Genomic DNA, 18,505 nt, shown 5'->3' with positions numbered 1-18,505 from the left:
GCGGGCCGCCCGCCCTCAATCCTCCAGCACCGCCGGGTCGCACTTCGCGGCCGCCTCGTCGGCCAACTGGTCGAGTACGCCCTGCACCTGGCTCATCCGCTCGGGCCGCTTGTTGGCGTTGAAGCTGAGGCACCCGTCGATCAGCTCCGCGAGCGCCGGCGGCAGGCCGGCGTTGAGCTCCTTCGCCGGTCGGTACTGCTCGCGGTAGTACTTCTCCGTCACCTTCAGCCCCTCACCCATCGGCGCGCACGACGGCGGCAGTTGCAGCGTCGCCAGTCGGTACATCGTGGCCCCGAAGTTGAAGATGTCGGTGCGCTCGTTCACCAGCTTGTGGGCGACCGTCTCCGGGGCGATGTACTCGGGCGTCCCCTGCACCCGGTCCTTCGGCTCGCCCTTGATCCACGCCAACCCGTAGTCGATCACCTTGACAGCGGTGCCACGCCCGAGAATCAGGTTGTTCGGCTTCATGTCGGCGTGGACGACGCCCTGCTTGTGCATGTGCGTGAGGGCGTCGGCGATGCGTTCGAAGACGCGCAGCATTTTCGGCTGGCGGAGTAGCGGCAGCTGGTCCATCGTGGTGCCCGGCACGTACTCGATCAGCAGCTTGGCCTTCTTCGGCCCGCTGAACCAGCCCTGCTCCAACTCCAGGCAATACACCTTCACCAAGTTCGGGTGGTTGAGCATCTGGCCGACGCGGAACTCGTGCTTCGCCTGCTCCAGGTACTTCAAGTCGTCCTTGCCGTCGATCGGGACCATCTTGAGGGCGTAGTCCTTGCCGTCCTCCTCTCGACGGACGTGTAGAATGCTGCTGTGTGCCCCGCTCCCGAGGGTCTGAACCACACTAAACTTGCCGATCTTGTCCACAGCCTCTCCCCCGGTGCCGGACCCGCAAGTCGAACGATCGACCCGCAATCATAACGGAACCCCGGGCCGGCGGCAAACGATCCGCCGTGGGGGAGAACATGACCGCCGCTGACACCGAAGCCCGCACCCGTCAGATCGGCCGCGAGGTCTTCGCGCGCATCGACCGCTCCGGCCCAGTGCCGCTCACGAAGGCGTGGCTCGACGACCGCCTCATGGGAATCGGTACGTCCGACCCCGCCCTGAAGGTTCAGCTGTTCCGCTTCGTGGACACGCTGCCGTACCTGAAGACGACCCCGGAAATCACCCGCCACCTGGCCGAGTACCTCCGCGAGGCCGAGCGCGACCTGCCGCGCTGGGTGCGGGCCGGCCTGAGTGTCATGCCCCGCGGCGGGCCGCTCGGCGGGCTGCTGGCGTGGGCCGCTCGCACCGGCGCCCGCCAGATGGCCCGCCGCTTCATCGCCGGGTCGAACGTGCCCGAGGTCAGCGCCACCGTGCGGGCGCTACGGGCGCGCCGGTTCGCGTTCACCATCGACCTGCTCGGCGAGGCCACGATCACCGAGGTGGAGGCGGATCACGTCCAGAAGCAGTACCTGGAGTTGCTCGCCGGCCTGTGCCGTGAGGCGGCCGGGTGGGCGGACGACCCGCTGACGGACCGCGACGACCGCGGCCCGATCCCGCGGGTGAACGTGTCGGTGAAGTTGTCCGCCCTCTACTCGCAGTTCGACCCCATCGACCCCGAGGGCACGAGCCGGGCGGTACTGCGGCGGCTGCGGCCGATCCTGGAAGCGGCCCGCGCCGGCGGCGCGTTCGTGAACTTCGACATGGAGCAACACGCCTTCAAGGACGTGACGCTCCGCATCTTCAAGGACGTGCTGACGGAGCCGGCGTTCCGCGACTGGCCGCACGTCGGCATCGCCATGCAGGCGTACCTCCGCGACACGGAGGCCAACCTGGACGCGCTGATGAAGTGGGCGCGCGACGAGCGCCGCTGCCGCGTTACGGTGCGGCTCGTGAAGGGCGCCTACTGGGACTACGAGACGGTGATCGCCGCCCAGAACGACTGGCCGGTGCCGGTGTTCACCCGCAAGCCGGAATCGGATGCCTGCTTCGAGCGCTGCACCGACTTCCTGCTGGAGCACTCCGACTGGCTCGTCCCGGCGTTCGGGTCGCACAACGTCCGCAGCATGGCGCACGCTATCGCCGCCGCGGAGGCGAAGGGCGTGGACCCGCGCCGGTTCGAGTTCCAGATGCTGTACGGCATGGCCGACCCGCTGCGCGACGCGGTCCGCTCGCTCGGCCACCGCGTGCGGGTGTACACGCCCTACGGCCAACTGCTGCCAGGGATGGCGTACCTCGTCCGCCGGCTGCTGGAGAACTCGTCGAACGACTCCTTCCTGAAAGCGAGCTTCGCCGACGGGGCCGCCGAGGAGGTGCTCCTCTCCGATCCAGCGTCGCCAGTCATTCGCCATTCGTCATTCGAGGACCCACCGATGGACCATCCGAGGCCGCAGGCCGCGCCCGCCGAAGGACGAGTGCCGAAGGACGAAGGACGATTCAAGAACGAGCCCCCGACCGATTTCGCCCGCGAAGACAGCCGCGCCGCCATGCGCGCCGCGCTGGCGACGGTGCGGCAGCAACTCGGCCGCACGTACCCGGCGATCGTCGGCGGGCGGGCGTTGCCGGTCGGCGCCACGATCGAGCGCGTGAACCCGTCGCGCACCGCGGAGCTGATCGGCCGCACCGCCTCCGCGTCCGTGGACGAAGCGAACGCCGCCGTGGCCGCAGCGCAGGCCGCTTTCGACACTTGGCGCGACACACCGGTCGACGAGCGCGCCGCCCTGCTCCGCCGCGTGGCGAACCAGTTCCGCCGCCGCCGCTTCGAGTTGTCGGCGTGGATCATTCTCGAAACCGGCAAGCCGTGGCGCGAGGCCGACGCCGACGTGGCGGAAGCGATCGACTTCTGCGACTTCTACGCGGCCGAAGCCGTCAAGCTGCACACCCCCCACCGCCGCGACGTGGCCGGCGAGGACAACACCACCTTCTACGAGCCGCGCGGCGTCGCCGTGGTCATCGCCCCGTGGAACTTTCCGCTCGCCATCCTCACCGGCATGACGGCCGCCGCGGTGGTGACGGGCAATCCCGCGATCATGAAGCCCGCGGAACAATCGGGCGTGATCGCGGCGAAGCTCATGGAGTGCTTCGAGGCCGCGGGCGCACCACCGGGCGTCGTGAACTACCTCCCCGGCGAGGGCGAGGTGATCGGCCCCGTGCTGACGAACCACCCGGACGTGGCGGTCATCGCGTTCACCGGGTCGATGAAGGTCGGGCTGCTGATCCAGGAGCAGGCGGCGCGGACGCCGCCGGGGCAGGCGTTCGTCAAGCGCGTCATCGCCGAGATGGGCGGCAAGAACGCCGTGATCGTGGACTCGGACGCCGACCTGGACGAGGCCGTCAAGGGAGTCGTGGACGGCGCCTTCGGCTACGCCGGGCAGAAGTGCTCGGCCGGCTCCCGCGCCATCGTGCTGGCCGGCATCTACGACCAGTTCCTGGCCCGGCTGATCGAGGCGACCAGGAGCCTGACGGTGGCCCCGGCCGACGAGCCGGGGGCGTCGCTCGGCCCGGTCATCGACGCCGAGGCCCGCGACCGCATCCGCGCCGCCATTGAGCGCGGCAAGTCCGAGGCACGACTGGCTTACGAAACCGACCTGGGGCCGCTCGCCGGACAGGGCACGTACGTCGGGCCGACAGTGTTCGCGGACGTGCCGGAAGGCGCGTGGATCGCGCAGGAGGAAATCTTCGGCCCCGTTCTGGCGGTGACCCGGGCGAACGATCTGGACGACGCGCTGCGGATCGCCAACGGGACTAAGTTTGCGCTGACCGGCGGCGTGTACAGCCGCAGCCCCGAGCATATCGCGGCGGTGAAACGGCGGTTCCGGGTGGGGAACCTGTACGTGAACCGGAAGTGCACCGGGGCGCTGGTGGACCGCCAGCCGTTCGGCGGGTTCAAGCTGAGCGGCATCGGCTCGAAGGCCGGCGGCCCGGACTACTTGTTGCAGTTCGTACTGCCTCGGACGGTGACCGAAAACCAACTTCGCCGCGGCTTTGCCCCCGAGGCCGGGGCGGGCGAGTGAGGCACCTTTTTCATAGGCTGTAAGCCCGGAAGTCGGGGCGGGTATCGCCCTGGAGCAGTCCCGCGGCTAGACTGCCCCCGCCTGCCCGCCGTCCCGGCTCCCCCGGGTTCCATGCTCACGCCGGCCACCCCGCCCGACACCCTGCGCGACGCCCAGTTCGGGCGACTCCGGTCGCTGCTGGCCGAAGTCCTGCCGGGCAGCCGCTTCCTGGCTCGGAAGCTCGCCGGCGTCCGCCCCGACGACCTCCGCGGCCCCGCCGACCTGGCCCGCCTGCCGTTCACGACCAAGCCCGAACTCGCCGCCGACCAGGCCGAGCACCCGCCTTACGGCTCCGCACTCAGCTTCCCGATCGAACGGTACTCGCGGCTGCACCAGACCTCCGGCACCAGCACCGGCCGGCCGCTGCGCTGGCTCGACACGCCGGAATCGTGGGAGGCCGTGCTCCGCTGTTGGCAGGTCAGCTTCCCGGTCATGGGGCTGTCGCCCGCGGACCGGGTATTCTTCCCGTTCTCGTTCGGGCCGTTCATCGGCTTCTGGAGTGCGTTCGAAGCCGCGTCCCGCTACGGGGCGCTCGTGCTACCCGGCGGCGGGATGCCGAGCACGGCGCGGCTGCGCTTCCTGATCGAGCACGAGGCCACGGTCGTGTTCGCCACGCCCACCTACGCCCTCCACCTCGCGGAGTTGGCGGCGAAGGAGCGGATCGACCTCGCCGGCAGTTCGGTGCGGATGCTCGTCGTGGCCGGGGAGCCGGGCGGCACCATCCCCGCGACGCGGCGGCGCATCGAGGAGGTGTGGGGCGCCCGCGTCTTCGACCACTACGGGATGACGGAGATCGGCCCCGTCGCGGTCGAGGCCGTGGACACGCCGGGCGAGATGATCCTGCTCGAATCCGAGTACCTTTGCGAGATTCTGACGCCGGACGGCACCGACCCCGTGCCCGACGGGGAGTACGGTGAGCTGGTGCTGACGAACCTGGGCCGCACGGGCAGCCCGCTGGTCCGCTACCGCACGGGGGATTTGGTCCGCCTCGCCACCACGCCCGACCCCGCGGGCCGCACCTGGCGAAGACTCGCCGGCGGCATCCTCGGCCGGGCCGACGACATGATCCACGTCCGCGGTAACAACCTGTACCCGGCCGCGATCGAGGCGATCGTCCGCCGCTTCCCGACGGTCGCGGAGTACCGTATCCACGTCGATCACACCGGGCCGCTGGCCGACCTGCGGATCGAAGTGGAGCCGGCCGACGGGCACGACGGCCCGGCGCTGGCGGAGTCTGTCGGGCGGGCCGTGCGCGACGAGCTGCTATTCCGCGTCGAGGTAACTCCCGCGGCATGCGGGTCGCTGCCGCGTTTCGAGTTGAAGGCCCGCCGCCTCGTCCACCACAAGTAGAACGGGCGTCCCGCGATTCCTAAAACAACTGCCGCCCCGCCCCGGAGCCCTCCCATGAAGCACCTCGGGTTCGCCCTACTCGCCCTCGCCGCGGCCGGCTCCCCGGCCGCCGCCCGCGACTGGATTCACTGGCGCGGCCCCGAGCAGAACGGCGTCTCCCGCGAGACGAACCTGCCGGGCTCCTTCGACCCCAAGCTCGGCGCCAAGGGGAACGTGGTGTGGCGGCAGCCGTTCGGCGGCCGCAGCGCGCCGCTGGTCATGGCCGGCAAGCTGTACATCATCCAGGGCGTCGGCGAGGGGCTGCACGAGGGCGAGCAGGTCGTCTGCTTCGACGAGAAGACCGGGGCCAAGCAGTGGGCCTTCCGCGTCAACGTGTTCCACACCGACATCGTCTCCAGCCGCCTCGGCTGGACCACGCTCACCGCCGACCCCGCCACCAAAACCGTCTACGCCCACACCACCGCCGGGCTCGTGCTGGCCCTCGACCCGGACGGCAAGTTGCTGTGGCAGCGGAGCCTGACCGAAGAGTTCGGCCGCATCAGCGGGTACGGCGGCCGCATCGTCACGCCGGTGTTCGACAGCGGGCTGTGCGTCGTCGGCATGGTGAATAGCGCGTGGGGCGACATGGCCAAGGGGTCGAACCGGTTCGTGGCGCTCGACGGCAAGAGCGGCGAGGTGGCGTGGTGGGGCGACACCCCCGGCGCCATCAAGGGCACGTACTACAGCTCGCCCGTCGTCGCGGTCATCGGCGGGCAGCGGCTCCTGATCAGCGGCGGGGCCGACGGCGCCCTGCACGCCTTCAAAATCCGCACCGGCGAGCGGGTGTGGAGCTACCGGTTCGGGGCCGGCGTCATCAACGGTTCGCCCGTCGTCGACGGCAACCTCGTCTACTGCAACCACGGCGAGGAGAACCCCGAAGGCGGGGCGATCGGCCGCGTGATCTGCGTGGACGCCTCCCAACTCGACGCCAAGACGAAGGCGCCAAAGCTGGTGTGGGAGTTCAAGCGGTCGAACCGGTTCGGGCTCGCGTCCGGGGCGCTGGCCGGCGGCAAGCTGTACCTGCCCGACGACAGCGGCGAGCTGTTCTGCTTCAACGCCAAGACCGGCAAGGTGGACTGGAAGTACCGCTACGCCAGTGAAGTCCGCGGGGCGCCGCTCGTGGCCGACGACAAACTCTACCTCTTCGACGTGAAGGGCCGGCTGCTCATCGTGCCGAACAAGAACGGCGAGGAGCCGAACCCGGACGACGTGTTCGAGTACAAGTTCCGCGACCCGAAGGGGTTGCTGAACGAAACGAACGGCACCGCGATCGCCGTCAACAACCGCATCTATTTCACGACCCGCACCGACCTGTTCTGCCTCGGCGTGCCGGACGCCAAGGACGCCTGCGGGAAGTACAAGGAGTTCGCGGCCGAGACGCCGGCCGACCCCGCGGGCAAGGCCGTCGGACTGCGTCTCTTCCCGGCCGACGTGACGCTCAACGCCGGCGGCAAGGTCGTGTTCTCGGCCACGCCCGTCGACGCCAACGGGCGGGCGGTGAAGGCCGCCGGCACGGTCGAGCTGAGCTTGCCGCTGCCGGCCAAGACGCCGACGGGGGCACAGCCGCCGGCGCTCAAGGGGAAGGCCGACGGCCTGACCGTGACGGTGGAGCCGGTCTCGAGCCAGCAGGGGTACGTCGAGGCGAAGCTCGGGGACCTGGTCGGCAAGGCCCGCGTCCGCGTCGCGGCGACCACGATGTACAAGCAGGACTTCGACAAGGTGCCCGAGGGCGCCGTGCCCGGCGGGTGGGTGAACACGCAGGCGAAGTTCGCCGTCAAGAAGCTACCGGACGGCACGATCGTCCTCAGCAAGGTGAACACCGACAGCCGGCCGCCGTTCGCGCGGGCGAACGCCTACATCACCGGGCCGAACGCCGCGAACTACACCATCACCTCCGACGTGTACGCCACCGAGGTCCGCGGGCGGATGCCGGACATCGGCGTCGTCAACAGCCGGTACACACTCATCCTCGACGGCAAGCCGGACGACGAGAAGAAGTCACGGCAACTGCGGCTGGTGTCGTGGGAGGCGCGGCCGCGGGTGAACCTGGCGACGAACTTCGACTGGCAGCCGGGGACATGGTACACGATGAAGATGTCGGCCGAGCCGCAGCCCGGCGGCAAGGTGACGGTCCGCGGCAAGGTGTGGAAGCGCGGCGAGACCGAGCCGACGGCGTGGCAGTTCGAGTTCGCCGACCCGGCCGGCAACGCGACCGGCGCCGCCGCCCTTTACGGGTATGTGTCCGACCCGCAGATCACCGCCGAGCGGCCGGGGGCCGACATCTTCTACGACAACGTCACGGTCACCCCCAACGGCAAGTAGTAAGTGAACTTTGTGCCCGGGGCGACCGGCCCCGGGCTTCCCTCACCGAGCACCACGCGGAACCCGACACATGCCGTATACGCTGCCCCGCCGCTTACTCCTGGGTGTGATTCTCACGGCCGTCGTGGTCGGGGCCGGCGCCGCGCTGCTCTCGCGGTCCGACGCCCAGCCGCCGGGCGCCGACCCGAAGGCCGCCCCGAAGGCGACCAACCCCGGCCCGAACGACCACACCATGTTCGGCGGCACCCCCGACCGCAACATGGTGAACCTCGTCGCCAAGGCCGTGCCCGAGAAGTTTAACCTGGACAGCCCCGCGGACGTGCTGTGGAAGATCGACCTCGGCTCGAAGGCCTACGGCGGGCCGGTCGTCGCCGGCGGCCGCATCTACGTCGGCACCAACAACGCGCGGCCGCGGAACAAGCGCGACATCGCCAAGAACGCCGACGGCGAGGAGGAGCCGCTCGACCGCGGCATCCTCATGTGCTTCGACGAGAAGAAGGGCGAGTTCCTGTGGCAGATGGTGTGGGACAAACTGCCGTCCGGCCAGGTGAACGACTGGCCGCACGAGGGCGTCTGCTCGACCCCGGTGGTGGAGGGCGACCGCGTGTACCTCACGTCCAACCGGTGCACCGTGGTGTGCCTCGACGCGAAGGGGCTGAAGGACGGCAACGACGGCTCGAAGACGGAGAAGTACCAGACGCCGACCGACGGCGACGTGATCTGGGAGTACGACATGATCGGGGAGCTGAAGGTGTTCCCCCACAACATGACCTCGACGTGCCCGCTCATCGTCGGCGACCTGATCTACGTCACCACCGCCAACGGGGTGGACGAGGGGCACTTCAACATCCCCAGCCCGGACGCCCCGAGCTTCGTCGCGCTGAACAAGAACACGGGCCAGCTGGTGTGGGCCAAGAACTACCCCGGCCGCGACATCATGCACGGCCAGTGGTCGAACCCCACCTACGCCGAGATCGACGGCGTGAAGCAGGTGATCTTCCCCGGCGGCGACGGCTGGCTCTACGGCCTGGTGCCCGAGACGGGCGAGATCATCTGGAAGTTCGACTGCAACCCGAAGGACGGCGTCTACGAGCTCGGCGGCGCCGGCACCCGCAACGACTTCATCGCCACGCCGGTCGTGTACGACTCGAAGGTGTACATCGCCGTCGGCCAGGACCCCGAGCACACCGACGGCATTGGCCGGCTGTGGTGCATCAGCCCGAAGGGGAAGAAGGGCGACATCTCCGACGAGCTCCTCGCCGGCAAGAAGAAGGACGACGCCGGCCGCGAGGTCGGCATCGGCAAGCCGAACCCGAACACCGGTAAGGTGTGGAGCTACGGCGGCGAGGAGAAGCGGCCGTTCTCGGTCCGCGACTTCCGCTTCGGCCGCACGATGTGTACGGCGTGCATCGTAGACGACGTGCTGTACCTCGGCGAGCTACCCGGCTACATGCACGTGTTCGACGCGAAGACCGGCGAGCACAAATGGCAGTACGACACCAAGACCGCGATGTGGGGCTCGTGCTACTACGTGGACGGCAAGGTGATGCTCGGCAACGACAACGGCGACCTGTACGTCTGGAAGCACGAGAAGAACCAGCCGGTGATCGAGGAGTTGGACCCGAACGCAAAGGACCAGAAGGAGGCGCGGGCGTTCCGGCTGAGGCAGCGGGCCGAGATCGAGAAGCGGTTCCTGCTGGCGAAGGTCGAGTTCGACGCGCCGATCCGCAGCACGCCGGTGGTGGCCAACGGGGTGCTGTACGTGATGACCGAGAAGACGCTGTTCGCCGTCCGCGCCGGGCGGAAGAACTGACCCCCCGCGAAAGCCCGGGGGCCGCCCCCCGGGCTTGGTTTTCGCCCCGCCCCGCGCCTATCCTGAACGACACACCCCCTGCCCCGCAGCCCCTCCTGGAGCGGCCGTGAAAGACACCCCCGGCAAGCCGGCCCCGGTCACCGGTTCCACCCTCGACGAGCGCGTCAAGAACGCCCGCGCCGCGCTCGACGCCCACATCCGCGAGACGATCCGCTGGCACTTCAGCCCGGACACCGGCACGCCGTTCTGGCTCGAAAAAGCCAAAACGTTCGACTTCAACCCGCTCACCGACGTGAGCGGGTGGGACGACATCAAGAAGTTCCCGTTCTTCGAGGACGACTGGCTCCGCGGCGGCCCGGTCCGCCGGTGGGTGCCGAAGGGGCTGGCCGACCGCGGCGTCTACGTCTTCGAGACCGGCGGCACCACCGGCCTGCCCAAGAGCCGCATCGTCATCGACGACTTCAAGATTGACTACGAGATGATGTCCGACACGCTACCGGACAAGTACTTCCCGAAGGGCTCGAACTGGCTGATGCTCGGGCCGAGCGGCCCGCGGCGGCTGCGGCTGGCGATCGAGCACCTGGCCCAGTACCGCGGCGGCATCTGCTTCGCCATCGACCTCGACCCGCGCTACGTCGTGAAGTGCATCAAGGAGCGGAAGATCAGCGAGGCCAACGCGTACAAGCAGCACTGCATCGACCAGGCGATCACCGTGCTGGCCGGCGGGCACGACATCAAGTGCATGTTCACGACGCCGAAGCTGCTGGCGGCGCTCGACGAGTCGCTCCGCGCCGGGAAGTTGGAGGACAAGTATCGGGAGCTGAAGAAGCCAGTTCCGCCCGGCGGCCTGCGGAGCATCAAGGCCGCGGGGATCACGGGCATCTTCTCCGGCGGCACCGAGTTCACCCCGCAGTTCACGCGCGAGGCGTACGAGGAGATGCTGGACAACGGCGACGTGTACATGACGCCGACGTACGGCAACACGCTGATGGGGCTGGCGTGCTCGAAGCCGATCGGGCCGGAGGACGGCTTCAAGATCAGCTACTACGCCCCGCAGCCGCGGGCGGTGATCGAGGTGGTGGACCCGAAGGACTACAACCAGGTGGTGCCCTACGGCGGCACCGGGCGGGTGCTGCTGAGCACGTTCACGAAGGAGTTCTTCGTGCCGCGGTTCCCCGAGCGGGACGAGGGCGAGCGGGAGCCGCCGTTCGAGAAGTACCCGTGGGACGGGGTGAGCGGCGTCCGCCCGTTCAGCGAACTGGCCGGCTCTACCGTGGTCGGTGTGTACTGACCACCGCCGACCGAAGTCCGGGGGCCGCCACCCTCGGACTTTTCACCGAGACACGACACCAACCTGACCCCACTCATATGATCCGCATCCCCGCTCTGCGCTTCGGCAAGCCCTACACCAGCCTGGAGAAGGCGACGCTCGTCCACCACGTCACCGGCGAGCCGGTCGCGGAGGTGTCGCAGGTCACCGGCAGCATGATCGCCCGCGACCTCGGCAGCGTGGCCCGCGCGCACAAGGAACTGGCCGCCATCCCCGTCCGCGACCTGCTCGCCATGTACGAGAAGGCCGCCGACTACTTCCTCAACGCCGCCCTCCCCTGCGGCGACGCCGAACTCACGTTCGACCAGTACGTCCGCAACCTGTCCTCCACCACGGGCAGCCCCGTCGTCTTCTGCGACCGCAACGCCCGCAAGGTGCACTACGTTCTGTCTCACATCGAAGAAGTGATTGGCGGGCTGACGCGCGGCCTGCCCCTCGACGCGCTCGACGCCGGGTACACCACCCGCGGCGGCCGGATGCAGGCGTTCTACCCCACCACCGACGTGTTCGGGGCGGTGCTGCCGTCGAACTCGCCCGGCGTCCACTCGCTGTGGGTGCCGACGATCGCGTTCAAGATTCCCCTGCTCGTGAAGCCGGGCCGCGAGGAGCCGTGGACGCCGTACCGCGTCCTGCAAGCGTTTCTCAAGGCGGGGGTGCCGGCGAGCGCCCTCGCGTTCCTGCCGACCGACCACGCCGGTGCGGCGGACATCCTCCGCCTGTGCGGCCGCAGCATGGCCTTCGGCGACGACCGCACGATGGCCCCGTACAAGAGCGACCACCGCGTCGAGATTCACGGCACCGGCTACAGCAAGTTCATCTTCGGCGAGGACCAGGCCGACCAGTGGGAGAAGCACCTCGACGTGATGGTGGAGGGCATCGCTGCGAACGGCGGCCGGGCGTGCGTCAACGCCTCGGCGGTGTGGACGCCCCGGAACGCCGACGCGATCGCTGAAGGGCTGGCGAAGCGGCTCGCCGGCGCCAAGGCCCGGCCGTGGGACGACCCGGCGTGCGAGGTCAGCGCGTTCGCCAACCCGTCGGTCGCCGAGGCGATCAACAACATGATCGACGAGGGGCTGAAGGAGCCCGGCGCGGTGGACGTGACGCAAAAGCTCCGTGGCACGCCCCGACTCGTCAAGGAGGGGCGCGTCGCATGGCTCCTTCCGACCATCGTCCGCTGTGAGAGCCCGGACCACCCGCTGGCGAACAAGGAGTTCCTGTTCCCGTATGCCAGCGTGATAGAATGGCCTCAGCAGGACGTGCTGAAGCGGATCGGGTACACCCTGGCCGCGACCGTCCTGTCCGACGACCCCGCCTTCATCGCGGACGCCCTGGCCTGCCCGACGGTCGAGCGACTGAACATCGGGCCGCTGCCGACCAACCGACTGACGTGGGACCAGCCGCATGAAGGGAACCTGTTCACCCACCTCTACAAGCAGCGGGCGCTCCAGCACGCCCGCACCCCCGCCGGCGTTTGACTTCCAGCCGCTCGGCCGCGTCGTCTTCGGGTCCGGCAGCCTCGCCCGCCTGGGCGAGGTGGCCCGCGAACTCGGCGGCACCCGCGTCCTGCTCGTCACCGACCCCGGCCTCGAAGCCGCCGGGCACCCGCAGCGCGCCGTCGCGGCCATCGAGGAGGCCGGGCTGGAGGCGTTCGTGTTCGACGGGGTGAAGGAGAACCCGACCGAGCGCGAGGTGGCCGCCGGGGTGGTGTTCGCGCGGACGCACCGCGTCGACCTGATCGCGGCCGTCGGCGGCGGCAGCTCGATGGACTGCGCCAAGGGGGTGAACTTCCTCCTGACCAACGGCGGCCGCATGGCCGACTACAAGGGCCACGGCAAGGCGACGAAGCCGATGCTCCCGTCCGTCGGCGTGCCGACCACGTCCGGCACCGGCAGCGAGGCCCAGAGCTACGCCCTCATCACCGACGAGCGCTCGCACCTGAAGATGGCCTGCGGCGACAAGCAGGCCGCCTTCCGCGTCTCGATCCTCGACCCCGAGGTTACGCTGTCGCAGCCGAAGCTGGTGAGCGCGGTCACCGGCATCGACGCGGTGGCGCACGCGGTCGAGTCGTTCGTGTGCGCCAGGCGGAACCCACTGTCGCAGACGTACTCGCATGCCGCGTTCCGGCAGCTGGAGCCGAACTTCGAGCGGGTGATGAGCCACCCGACGGACCTGGCGGCGCGGTCGGCGATGCTGCTCGGGGCGCACTTCGCGGGGATGGCGATCGAGGCCGCGATGCTCGGGGTCTGCCACTCGTGCGCCAACCCGCTGACGGCCCACTACGGCGTCACCCACGGCGTCGCCGTCGGCGTGATGCTGCCGCACGTCGTCCGCTTCAACGCCGCTGCGGTGGGCGACCTGTACGCCGACCTGGCCGGCTCCGCGGGCGCGCTGGCCGACCGGGTAACGGCGATGCTGTCGGCGGCGGGGCTGCCTCGGACCCTGAAGGAGTGCGGCGTGTCGGAGTCGATCCTGCCACTCCTCGCCGAGGAGGCGAATCAGCAGTGGACGGCGCGGTTCAACCCGCGCGAGGTGAGCGAGGCCGACATCCTGGGGCTGTACCGCGCCGCGTGGTGAAGAAAAGACAGTCTCGCGCAGAGGCGCAGAGCCGCAGAGTAAGACCGGCCGGCCGCACGAGTATCCCCTCTGGTTTTCTCTCTGCGGCTCTGCGCCTCTGCGTGAGGTTTCTTCTCCGGGAGTTCGCCATGCGTCGCGCCCTGCTCGTGCTGCTCCTGCTGACCCCCGCCGCGTCGGCCGACTGGCCGTTGTTCCGCGGCGACCCTCTCATGAGTGGCGTCGGCACCGCCAAGCTCCCGGACCAACTCGCCGAGCGCTGGAAGTTCAAAACCGGCGACGCCATCGAGGGCGCCCCCGCGGTCGTCGGCGGGGTCGTGTACGTCGGCTCGTTCGACAAGCACCTGTACGCCCTCGAACTGTCCACCGGCAAGGAGAAGTGGAAGGTCAAGCTCGGCCACCTGAAGGCGTCGCCGAGCGTGAAGGACGGTAAGGTCTATGTCGGCAACCTGGACGGCAAGTTCTTCTGCCTGTCGGCCGCCGACGGCAAGCAACTCTGGGCGTTCGAGACGGAAGGCGAGATCACCTCGGGCTGCAACTTCCACGGCAACAACGTCCTCATCGGCTCCCACGACTCGACGCTGTACTGCCTCTCCCCGGAGGGGAAGAAGCTGTGGGACGTGCGGACCGACGGCCCCGTCAACGGCTCCCCGGTGGTGATCGGCGACACCACGTTCGTGGCCGGGTGCGACAGTAAGTTCCACGTCCTGAACGCCAAGACGGGGAAGGAGATCGGCGCGATCGAGCTCGACGGCCAGGCCGCGGCGACGGCGGCGGTGGCGGGCGACGTGGCCTACGTCGGCACGATGGCGAACCAGGTGGTGGCCGTGGACTGGAAGCAGAAGAAGAAGTTGTGGGCGTTCGAGGCGCCGACGCGCCAGCAGCCGTTCTACGCCTCCGCGGCGGTGACGAAGGACGTGGTCGTGGCCGGCAGCCGCGACGCTAAGGTGTACGGCATCGACCGCGCCACCGGCAAGCAGGTGTGGAGCTTTACGACCGACGGCGTGGTGGACGCCTCGCCGGTGGTGGTGGGCGAGCGGGTGTACGTCGGCAGCCTGTCGCGTGCCGCCTCCTTGTACGTCCTCGACCTGATGAGCGGGCGGAAGGTGCAGGAGGTGGAGGTGGACGGGCCGGTGTCGGGGTCGGTGGCGGTCGGCCCGGACTGCGTACTGTTCGGCACCGACCGCGGCACGATCTACTGCCTGGGCGCGAAGTGAATTCCGGGCGGGTGCGACCGGGCGGCGGGTGAGTCCGCCAGGTCGCGCCCTGGTCGTTAATCCTGCGGGTAGAGCGCCGTCGAGAGGTAGCGCTCGCCCAGGTCCGGCAGCACCACCACGATTACCTTGCCGGCGTTCTCCGGCCGCTTCGCCACCTTCACCGCCGCGGCCGCGGCCGCGCCGCAGGAGATGCCGCACAGCATCCCCTCTTCCTTCGCCAGCCGGCGGGCCATCTCGAACGCCTCGTCGTCGGTCACCTGGAACACCTCGTCGATCACGGCGGTGTTCAGCACGCCCGGCACGAACCCGGCGCCGATCCCTTGAATCTTGTGCGGCCCTGGCTTCACCTGGTCTTTCGGCACGCCCTGCACGACGTGCTGCGTCAGCACCGGGCTCGCGGCCGGCTCCACGGCCACGCACTTCACCCCGGGCTTGCGGGCCTTCAGCACCTCGCCGCAGCCGGTGATCGTACCGCCGGTGCCGACGCCGCACACCAGGATGTCGATGTTGCCGCCGGTGGCGCGCCAGATTTCCTCGGCAGTCGTGCGGCGGTGAACCTCCGGATTGGCGGGGTTCTCGAACTGCTGGGGGATGAACGCCTTCGGCTCGCCGCCGAACTCCTGGAACAGCTCCTTGGCCCGGTTCACGGCCCCGCGCATGCCCGTCTCGCGCGGCGTGAGGTACAGCTTGGCCCCGAACGCCTTCAGCAGGCGCTGCCGTTCGAGCGACATGCTCTCGGGCATGGTTACGGCCAACTGGTAGCCGCGAGCGGCGCAGACGAACGCGAGGCCGATGCCGGTGTTGCCGCTGGTCGGCTCGATGATGAGAGTGTCCTTGGTGATCTTCCCCGCCTTCTCGGCGGCGTCGATCATCGCGACGCCGATGCGGTCCTTGACGGACCACAGCGGGTTGAAGTTCTCCAGCTTCCCGACGACGGTGGCCTTGGCGTCGCCGACGACGCGGCGGAGCTTGACGAGGGGCGTGGCGCCGACGGTCTGGGTGATGTCGTCGAAAACGTGTCCGCGAAAGGTGGGGTCGGCGGCCATCGGCGCGTCCTTCGGGAGGGGGAGTTGGGCGTTGAGGGTGACGGCTTTCTACCCCTGCGGGCGCGGTCGGACAAGGACGCCGACTTGACGGCGCAGGTGGTTGTTACCCGGGCGGGAGTGCGAGGGCGGAGAACACCTCCTCCAACTCCCGGACGACTCCGCGGAGGCTGAGGTCGGCCATCTCGAAGTTGGTGTGCGGCGAGAAATCGCGGAAGTGCGCGGCGAAGTGTTCCGCCGCGCGGCGCAGCTTCGGCAGCTTCCCCTTCAGCCGCCGCAGGTAGTCGGCGTGGTCGCCGCGCTGGTACGCCGGCTCCACGGCGCGGATGCTGTCGTACAGCGTCCGCGGCACGTCGAGCATGTCCTCGTTGTCCTGAACCTCGTCGGCGTGCTTCAGGAACGTGCGCACCATCCAGGCGTGCGCCAGGATGGTGTTGCAGCGCTGGACCGCGTCCTCGGGGGTCATGACGCGCCCGGGGTTTCGGGCGTCGGGGCCGCGGGCTTCGGCGCACCCTTACCTGCCTCCGCCTCCTCCTTCGACATCAGCACCAGGAAGGTGCCGAGCGACACCAGCACGATGCCGGCCCACAGCTTCCACCCGGGCACGTCGAAGTGGAAGACGGACCAGTCGCCGGTCTTCGGGTCCGGGTGCCACACCAGGCTCAGCAGCGTGTTGATGAGCGGGGCCAGGCAGAAGATCAACGGGGCGATGTAGACGCGGTACGTCGCCGGGTTCACCTGTTCGGCCTTCGCCGCGTCCACCGCCGCTTTGCTGGCGAAGATCACGCAGATGGCACCCACCGCCCCCGCCACGCCGGCCAGGGCACTAAAGGTGAGGCCGACGCCGCGCCAGTCGGCCTTGGCGTCGTCGCGGACGGCCATGAGGGCGACCGGAATCAAAACCGCGAGGAAGAAGTACGCGACCCCGACGCACAGGATCGACGCCAGCCGGCCGCCGACGCCGACCGGCGTGCCGGCCGGGCTGAGCGGGCTGAGCATCTGGCCGCCGAAGAAGATCAGCGGCACGTACGTGCCCCACGCCAGTCCGGCCCCGATCACGTAGCCCCACCACGGCACGCTGTTCACAGACGCTCCCCTCGACGGCAGGCGGTTCCCGCGACTTTTTTACGCGGCCGCCGCTATGCTGTCCGCACCCGACCGAGGTGCCGATGCTTCACACGATCCTCACCGGACTCGCGATGACCCTCCCCGCCGACCGGCCCGTCGAGATCGTCGGCCACCGCGGGGCGTCGCACGACGCCCCCGAAAACACCGTCGCCGCGGTGAAACTGGCGTGGGACCAGAAGGCCGACGCGGCCGAGTTCGACGTGTACCGCACGAAGGACGGCAAGATCGTCGTGATCCACGACAAGGACACGAAGCGGACGGCCGGCGGCGTCAACAAGGTGGTCGCCGAGAGCACGCTGGCCGAGCTACGGGCGCTGGACGTGGGCGCGTGGAAGGACAAGAAGTACGCGGGCGAGCGCATCCCGACGCTGGCCGAGGTGCTGGCGACGGTCCCGGCCGGGAAGAGCGTGTTCATCGAGGTGAAGCCCGGCCCCGAGGTAGTGCCCGAGTTGCTGGCCGAGATGAAGGCCGCAGGGCTACCGCCGGAGCGGACGCCGGTCATCAGCTTCAACGCCGGCGTGATCGCTGCGGTGAAGAAGGCCCGGCCCGACCTGCCGGCGTACTGGATCGTCAGCCTGAACGCCGCGAAGGACAAGACGCCGCCGACGGCCGCGGAGCTGGTGACGAAGGCGAAGGAGATTCGCGCCGACGGGCTCGACCTGTCCGCGTCGCCGGCGCTGGACGCGGAGTACGCGAAGGTCGTGCGGGCGGCGGGGCTCAAGCTCTACGTCTGGACCGTGAACGACGTGGCCGTCGCGCGGCGGATGGTGGGCCTCGGCGTGGACGGCATCACGACCGACCGCCCCGGGTGGCTCCGTGAACAGTTGGCAAGATAACTGGAGTCACGACGGCGCGAACACCGCCTTCGCCACCATTGCCCCGATGCCGCCGCCCAGCAGCGGCCCCACGACCGGCACCCACGCGTACCCCCAGTCGGACGGCCCCTTCCCCGGGATCGGTAGCAGCGCGTGCGCCAGCCGCGGCCCCAGGTCGCGTGCCGGGTTGATGGCGTACCCAGTCGTGCCGCCGAGGCTCAGGCCGATCCCCCACACCAGCGCCGCCCCAAGCGGTGCCGCCGCGTCGGCGTGCCCGACGAACACGCGCCCGATCGCCGACCCGACCAGCACCAGTACAAAGGTGGCGATCGCCTCGCTCAGCAGATTCGCGGCCGGCAGCCGGACCGCGGGGCCGGTGGCGAACACGGCCAGCTTCACCCCGGGGTCGGGCGTTGCGGCCCAGTGCGGCAGGTAGTGGAGCCACACGATCACAGCCCCCACGAACGCCCCGGCCACTTCCGCCGCAGCGAATTGCACCGCCGACGCGACCGACAACGAGCCCGTCAGCGCGGCGACGAACGGCCCCACGGGATTGACGTACCCCTCCGCCCCGACCGCTCGCGCGGTGAGAACGCCGGCCAGCACCGCGACCGCCCACCCGGCCGTGACCGCGACCCACCCGGCGTCCTTCGCCTTCGACTTGGTTAGTAGCACCCCCGCGACGACGCCGTCGCCGAGGACGACAAGCACGGCCGTGCCGAGGAATTCGCCGAGGACCGGGTTCACGACCGCCTCCGGGAGAGTGCGAGGAGTCGGCAGCGTACCACCGCCCGATCCGAGGTGCTAGCGCGCAACCGGCTGGATTCCCGACCCGCGCCCGGC

14 protein-coding genes are annotated in these 18,505 nt (G+C 69.5%); 9 read left to right on the top strand and 5 right to left on the bottom strand.

Going from position 1 to position 18,505, the window contains the following annotated elements:
- Positions 1–15 precede the first annotated feature (15 nt).
- Positions 16–840 (bottom strand): serine/threonine protein kinase, encoded by an 825-nt coding sequence (locus ETAA1_RS09580; RefSeq protein WP_238389403.1) that lies wholly within the window; start codon positions 838–840, stop codon positions 16–18.
- A gap of 122 nt (positions 841–962) precedes the next feature.
- Between ETAA1_RS09580 and pruA the strand changes: the two genes are divergently transcribed.
- The 8 genes from pruA to ETAA1_RS09540 all read left to right on the top strand — a co-directional run bounded on the left by pruA (position 963) and on the right by ETAA1_RS09540 (position 14,676).
- The gene (pruA, locus tag ETAA1_RS09575; RefSeq protein ID WP_145236850.1) at positions 963–3,995 is read left to right on the top strand and encodes an L-glutamate gamma-semialdehyde dehydrogenase; all 3,033 of its coding nucleotides are present in this window, start codon (positions 963–965) and stop codon (positions 3,993–3,995) included.
- A 111-nt stretch (positions 3,996–4,106) separates the two neighbouring features.
- On the top strand, positions 4,107–5,384 hold the full coding sequence (locus ETAA1_RS09570; RefSeq protein ID WP_145236847.1) for a phenylacetate--CoA ligase family protein: 1,278 nt from the start codon (positions 4,107–4,109) through the stop codon (positions 5,382–5,384).
- A 54-nt stretch (positions 5,385–5,438) separates the two neighbouring features.
- Complete coding sequence (locus ETAA1_RS09565) at positions 5,439–7,745, top strand: PQQ-binding-like beta-propeller repeat protein (protein ID WP_145236845.1); 2,307 nt, start codon at positions 5,439–5,441, stop codon at positions 7,743–7,745.
- Between the two features lie 70 nt (positions 7,746–7,815).
- Positions 7,816–9,558, top strand: a complete 1,743-nt coding sequence (locus ETAA1_RS09560) for an outer membrane protein assembly factor BamB family protein (RefSeq protein WP_145236842.1) — start codon at positions 7,816–7,818, stop codon at positions 9,556–9,558.
- Positions 9,559–9,664: 106 nt separating this feature from the next.
- Complete coding sequence (locus tag ETAA1_RS09555) at positions 9,665–10,849, top strand: acyl-CoA synthetase family protein (RefSeq protein ID WP_145236839.1); 1,185 nt, start codon at positions 9,665–9,667, stop codon at positions 10,847–10,849.
- A gap of 77 nt (positions 10,850–10,926) precedes the next feature.
- A complete protein-coding gene (locus tag ETAA1_RS09550; RefSeq protein WP_145236836.1) occupies positions 10,927–12,363 on the top strand; it encodes an aldehyde dehydrogenase family protein in 1,437 nt (478 codons plus the stop codon).
- Positions 12,290–13,462 (top strand): iron-containing alcohol dehydrogenase, encoded by a 1,173-nt coding sequence (locus ETAA1_RS09545; RefSeq protein ID WP_145236833.1) that lies wholly within the window; start codon positions 12,290–12,292, stop codon positions 13,460–13,462. The genes ETAA1_RS09550 and ETAA1_RS09545 overlap by 74 nt, the downstream gene beginning before the upstream one ends.
- Before the next feature lie 128 nt (positions 13,463–13,590).
- Positions 13,591–14,676, top strand: a complete 1,086-nt coding sequence (locus tag ETAA1_RS09540) for an outer membrane protein assembly factor BamB family protein (protein WP_145236831.1) — start codon at positions 13,591–13,593, stop codon at positions 14,674–14,676.
- A gap of 56 nt (positions 14,677–14,732) precedes the next feature.
- Here the strand turns inward: ETAA1_RS09540 and cysK are convergent, their stop codons facing one another.
- The 3 genes from cysK to ETAA1_RS09525 all read right to left on the bottom strand — a co-directional run bounded on the left by cysK (position 14,733) and on the right by ETAA1_RS09525 (position 16,805).
- The gene (cysK, locus tag ETAA1_RS09535; protein ID WP_145236828.1) at positions 14,733–15,722 is read right to left on the bottom strand and encodes a cysteine synthase A; all 990 of its coding nucleotides are present in this window, start codon (positions 15,720–15,722) and stop codon (positions 14,733–14,735) included.
- Between the two features lie 103 nt (positions 15,723–15,825).
- A complete protein-coding gene (locus ETAA1_RS09530) occupies positions 15,826–16,185 on the bottom strand; it encodes a hypothetical protein (protein WP_145236826.1) in 360 nt (119 codons plus the stop codon).
- Positions 16,182–16,805: a hypothetical protein gene (locus ETAA1_RS09525; protein ID WP_238389402.1), complete on the bottom strand. Its 624-nt coding sequence runs from the start codon at positions 16,803–16,805 to the stop codon at positions 16,182–16,184. The genes ETAA1_RS09530 and ETAA1_RS09525 overlap by 4 nt, the downstream gene beginning before the upstream one ends.
- Positions 16,806–16,888: 83 nt before the next feature.
- Between ETAA1_RS09525 and ETAA1_RS09520 the strand changes: the two genes are divergently transcribed.
- Positions 16,889–17,683 carry a glycerophosphodiester phosphodiesterase gene (locus ETAA1_RS09520; RefSeq protein WP_145236823.1) on the top strand — a complete coding sequence of 265 codons (795 nt, stop codon included), beginning with the start codon at positions 16,889–16,891 and terminating at the stop codon, positions 17,681–17,683.
- A gap of 6 nt (positions 17,684–17,689) precedes the next feature.
- Here ETAA1_RS09520 and ETAA1_RS09515 read toward each other — a convergent pair whose 3' ends face one another.
- Positions 17,690–18,409 (bottom strand): MIP/aquaporin family protein, encoded by a 720-nt coding sequence (locus tag ETAA1_RS09515; protein WP_145236821.1) that lies wholly within the window; start codon positions 18,407–18,409, stop codon positions 17,690–17,692.
- Positions 18,410–18,505 lie beyond the last annotated feature (96 nt).

Origin of the sequence: Urbifossiella limnaea (genome assembly GCF_007747215.1) — a bacterium.
GTDB lineage: Bacteria > Planctomycetota > Planctomycetia > Gemmatales > Gemmataceae > Urbifossiella > Urbifossiella limnaea.
The sequence above is the reverse complement of the archived record's forward strand: the minus strand, read 5'-3'. Positions and strand labels throughout refer to the sequence as shown.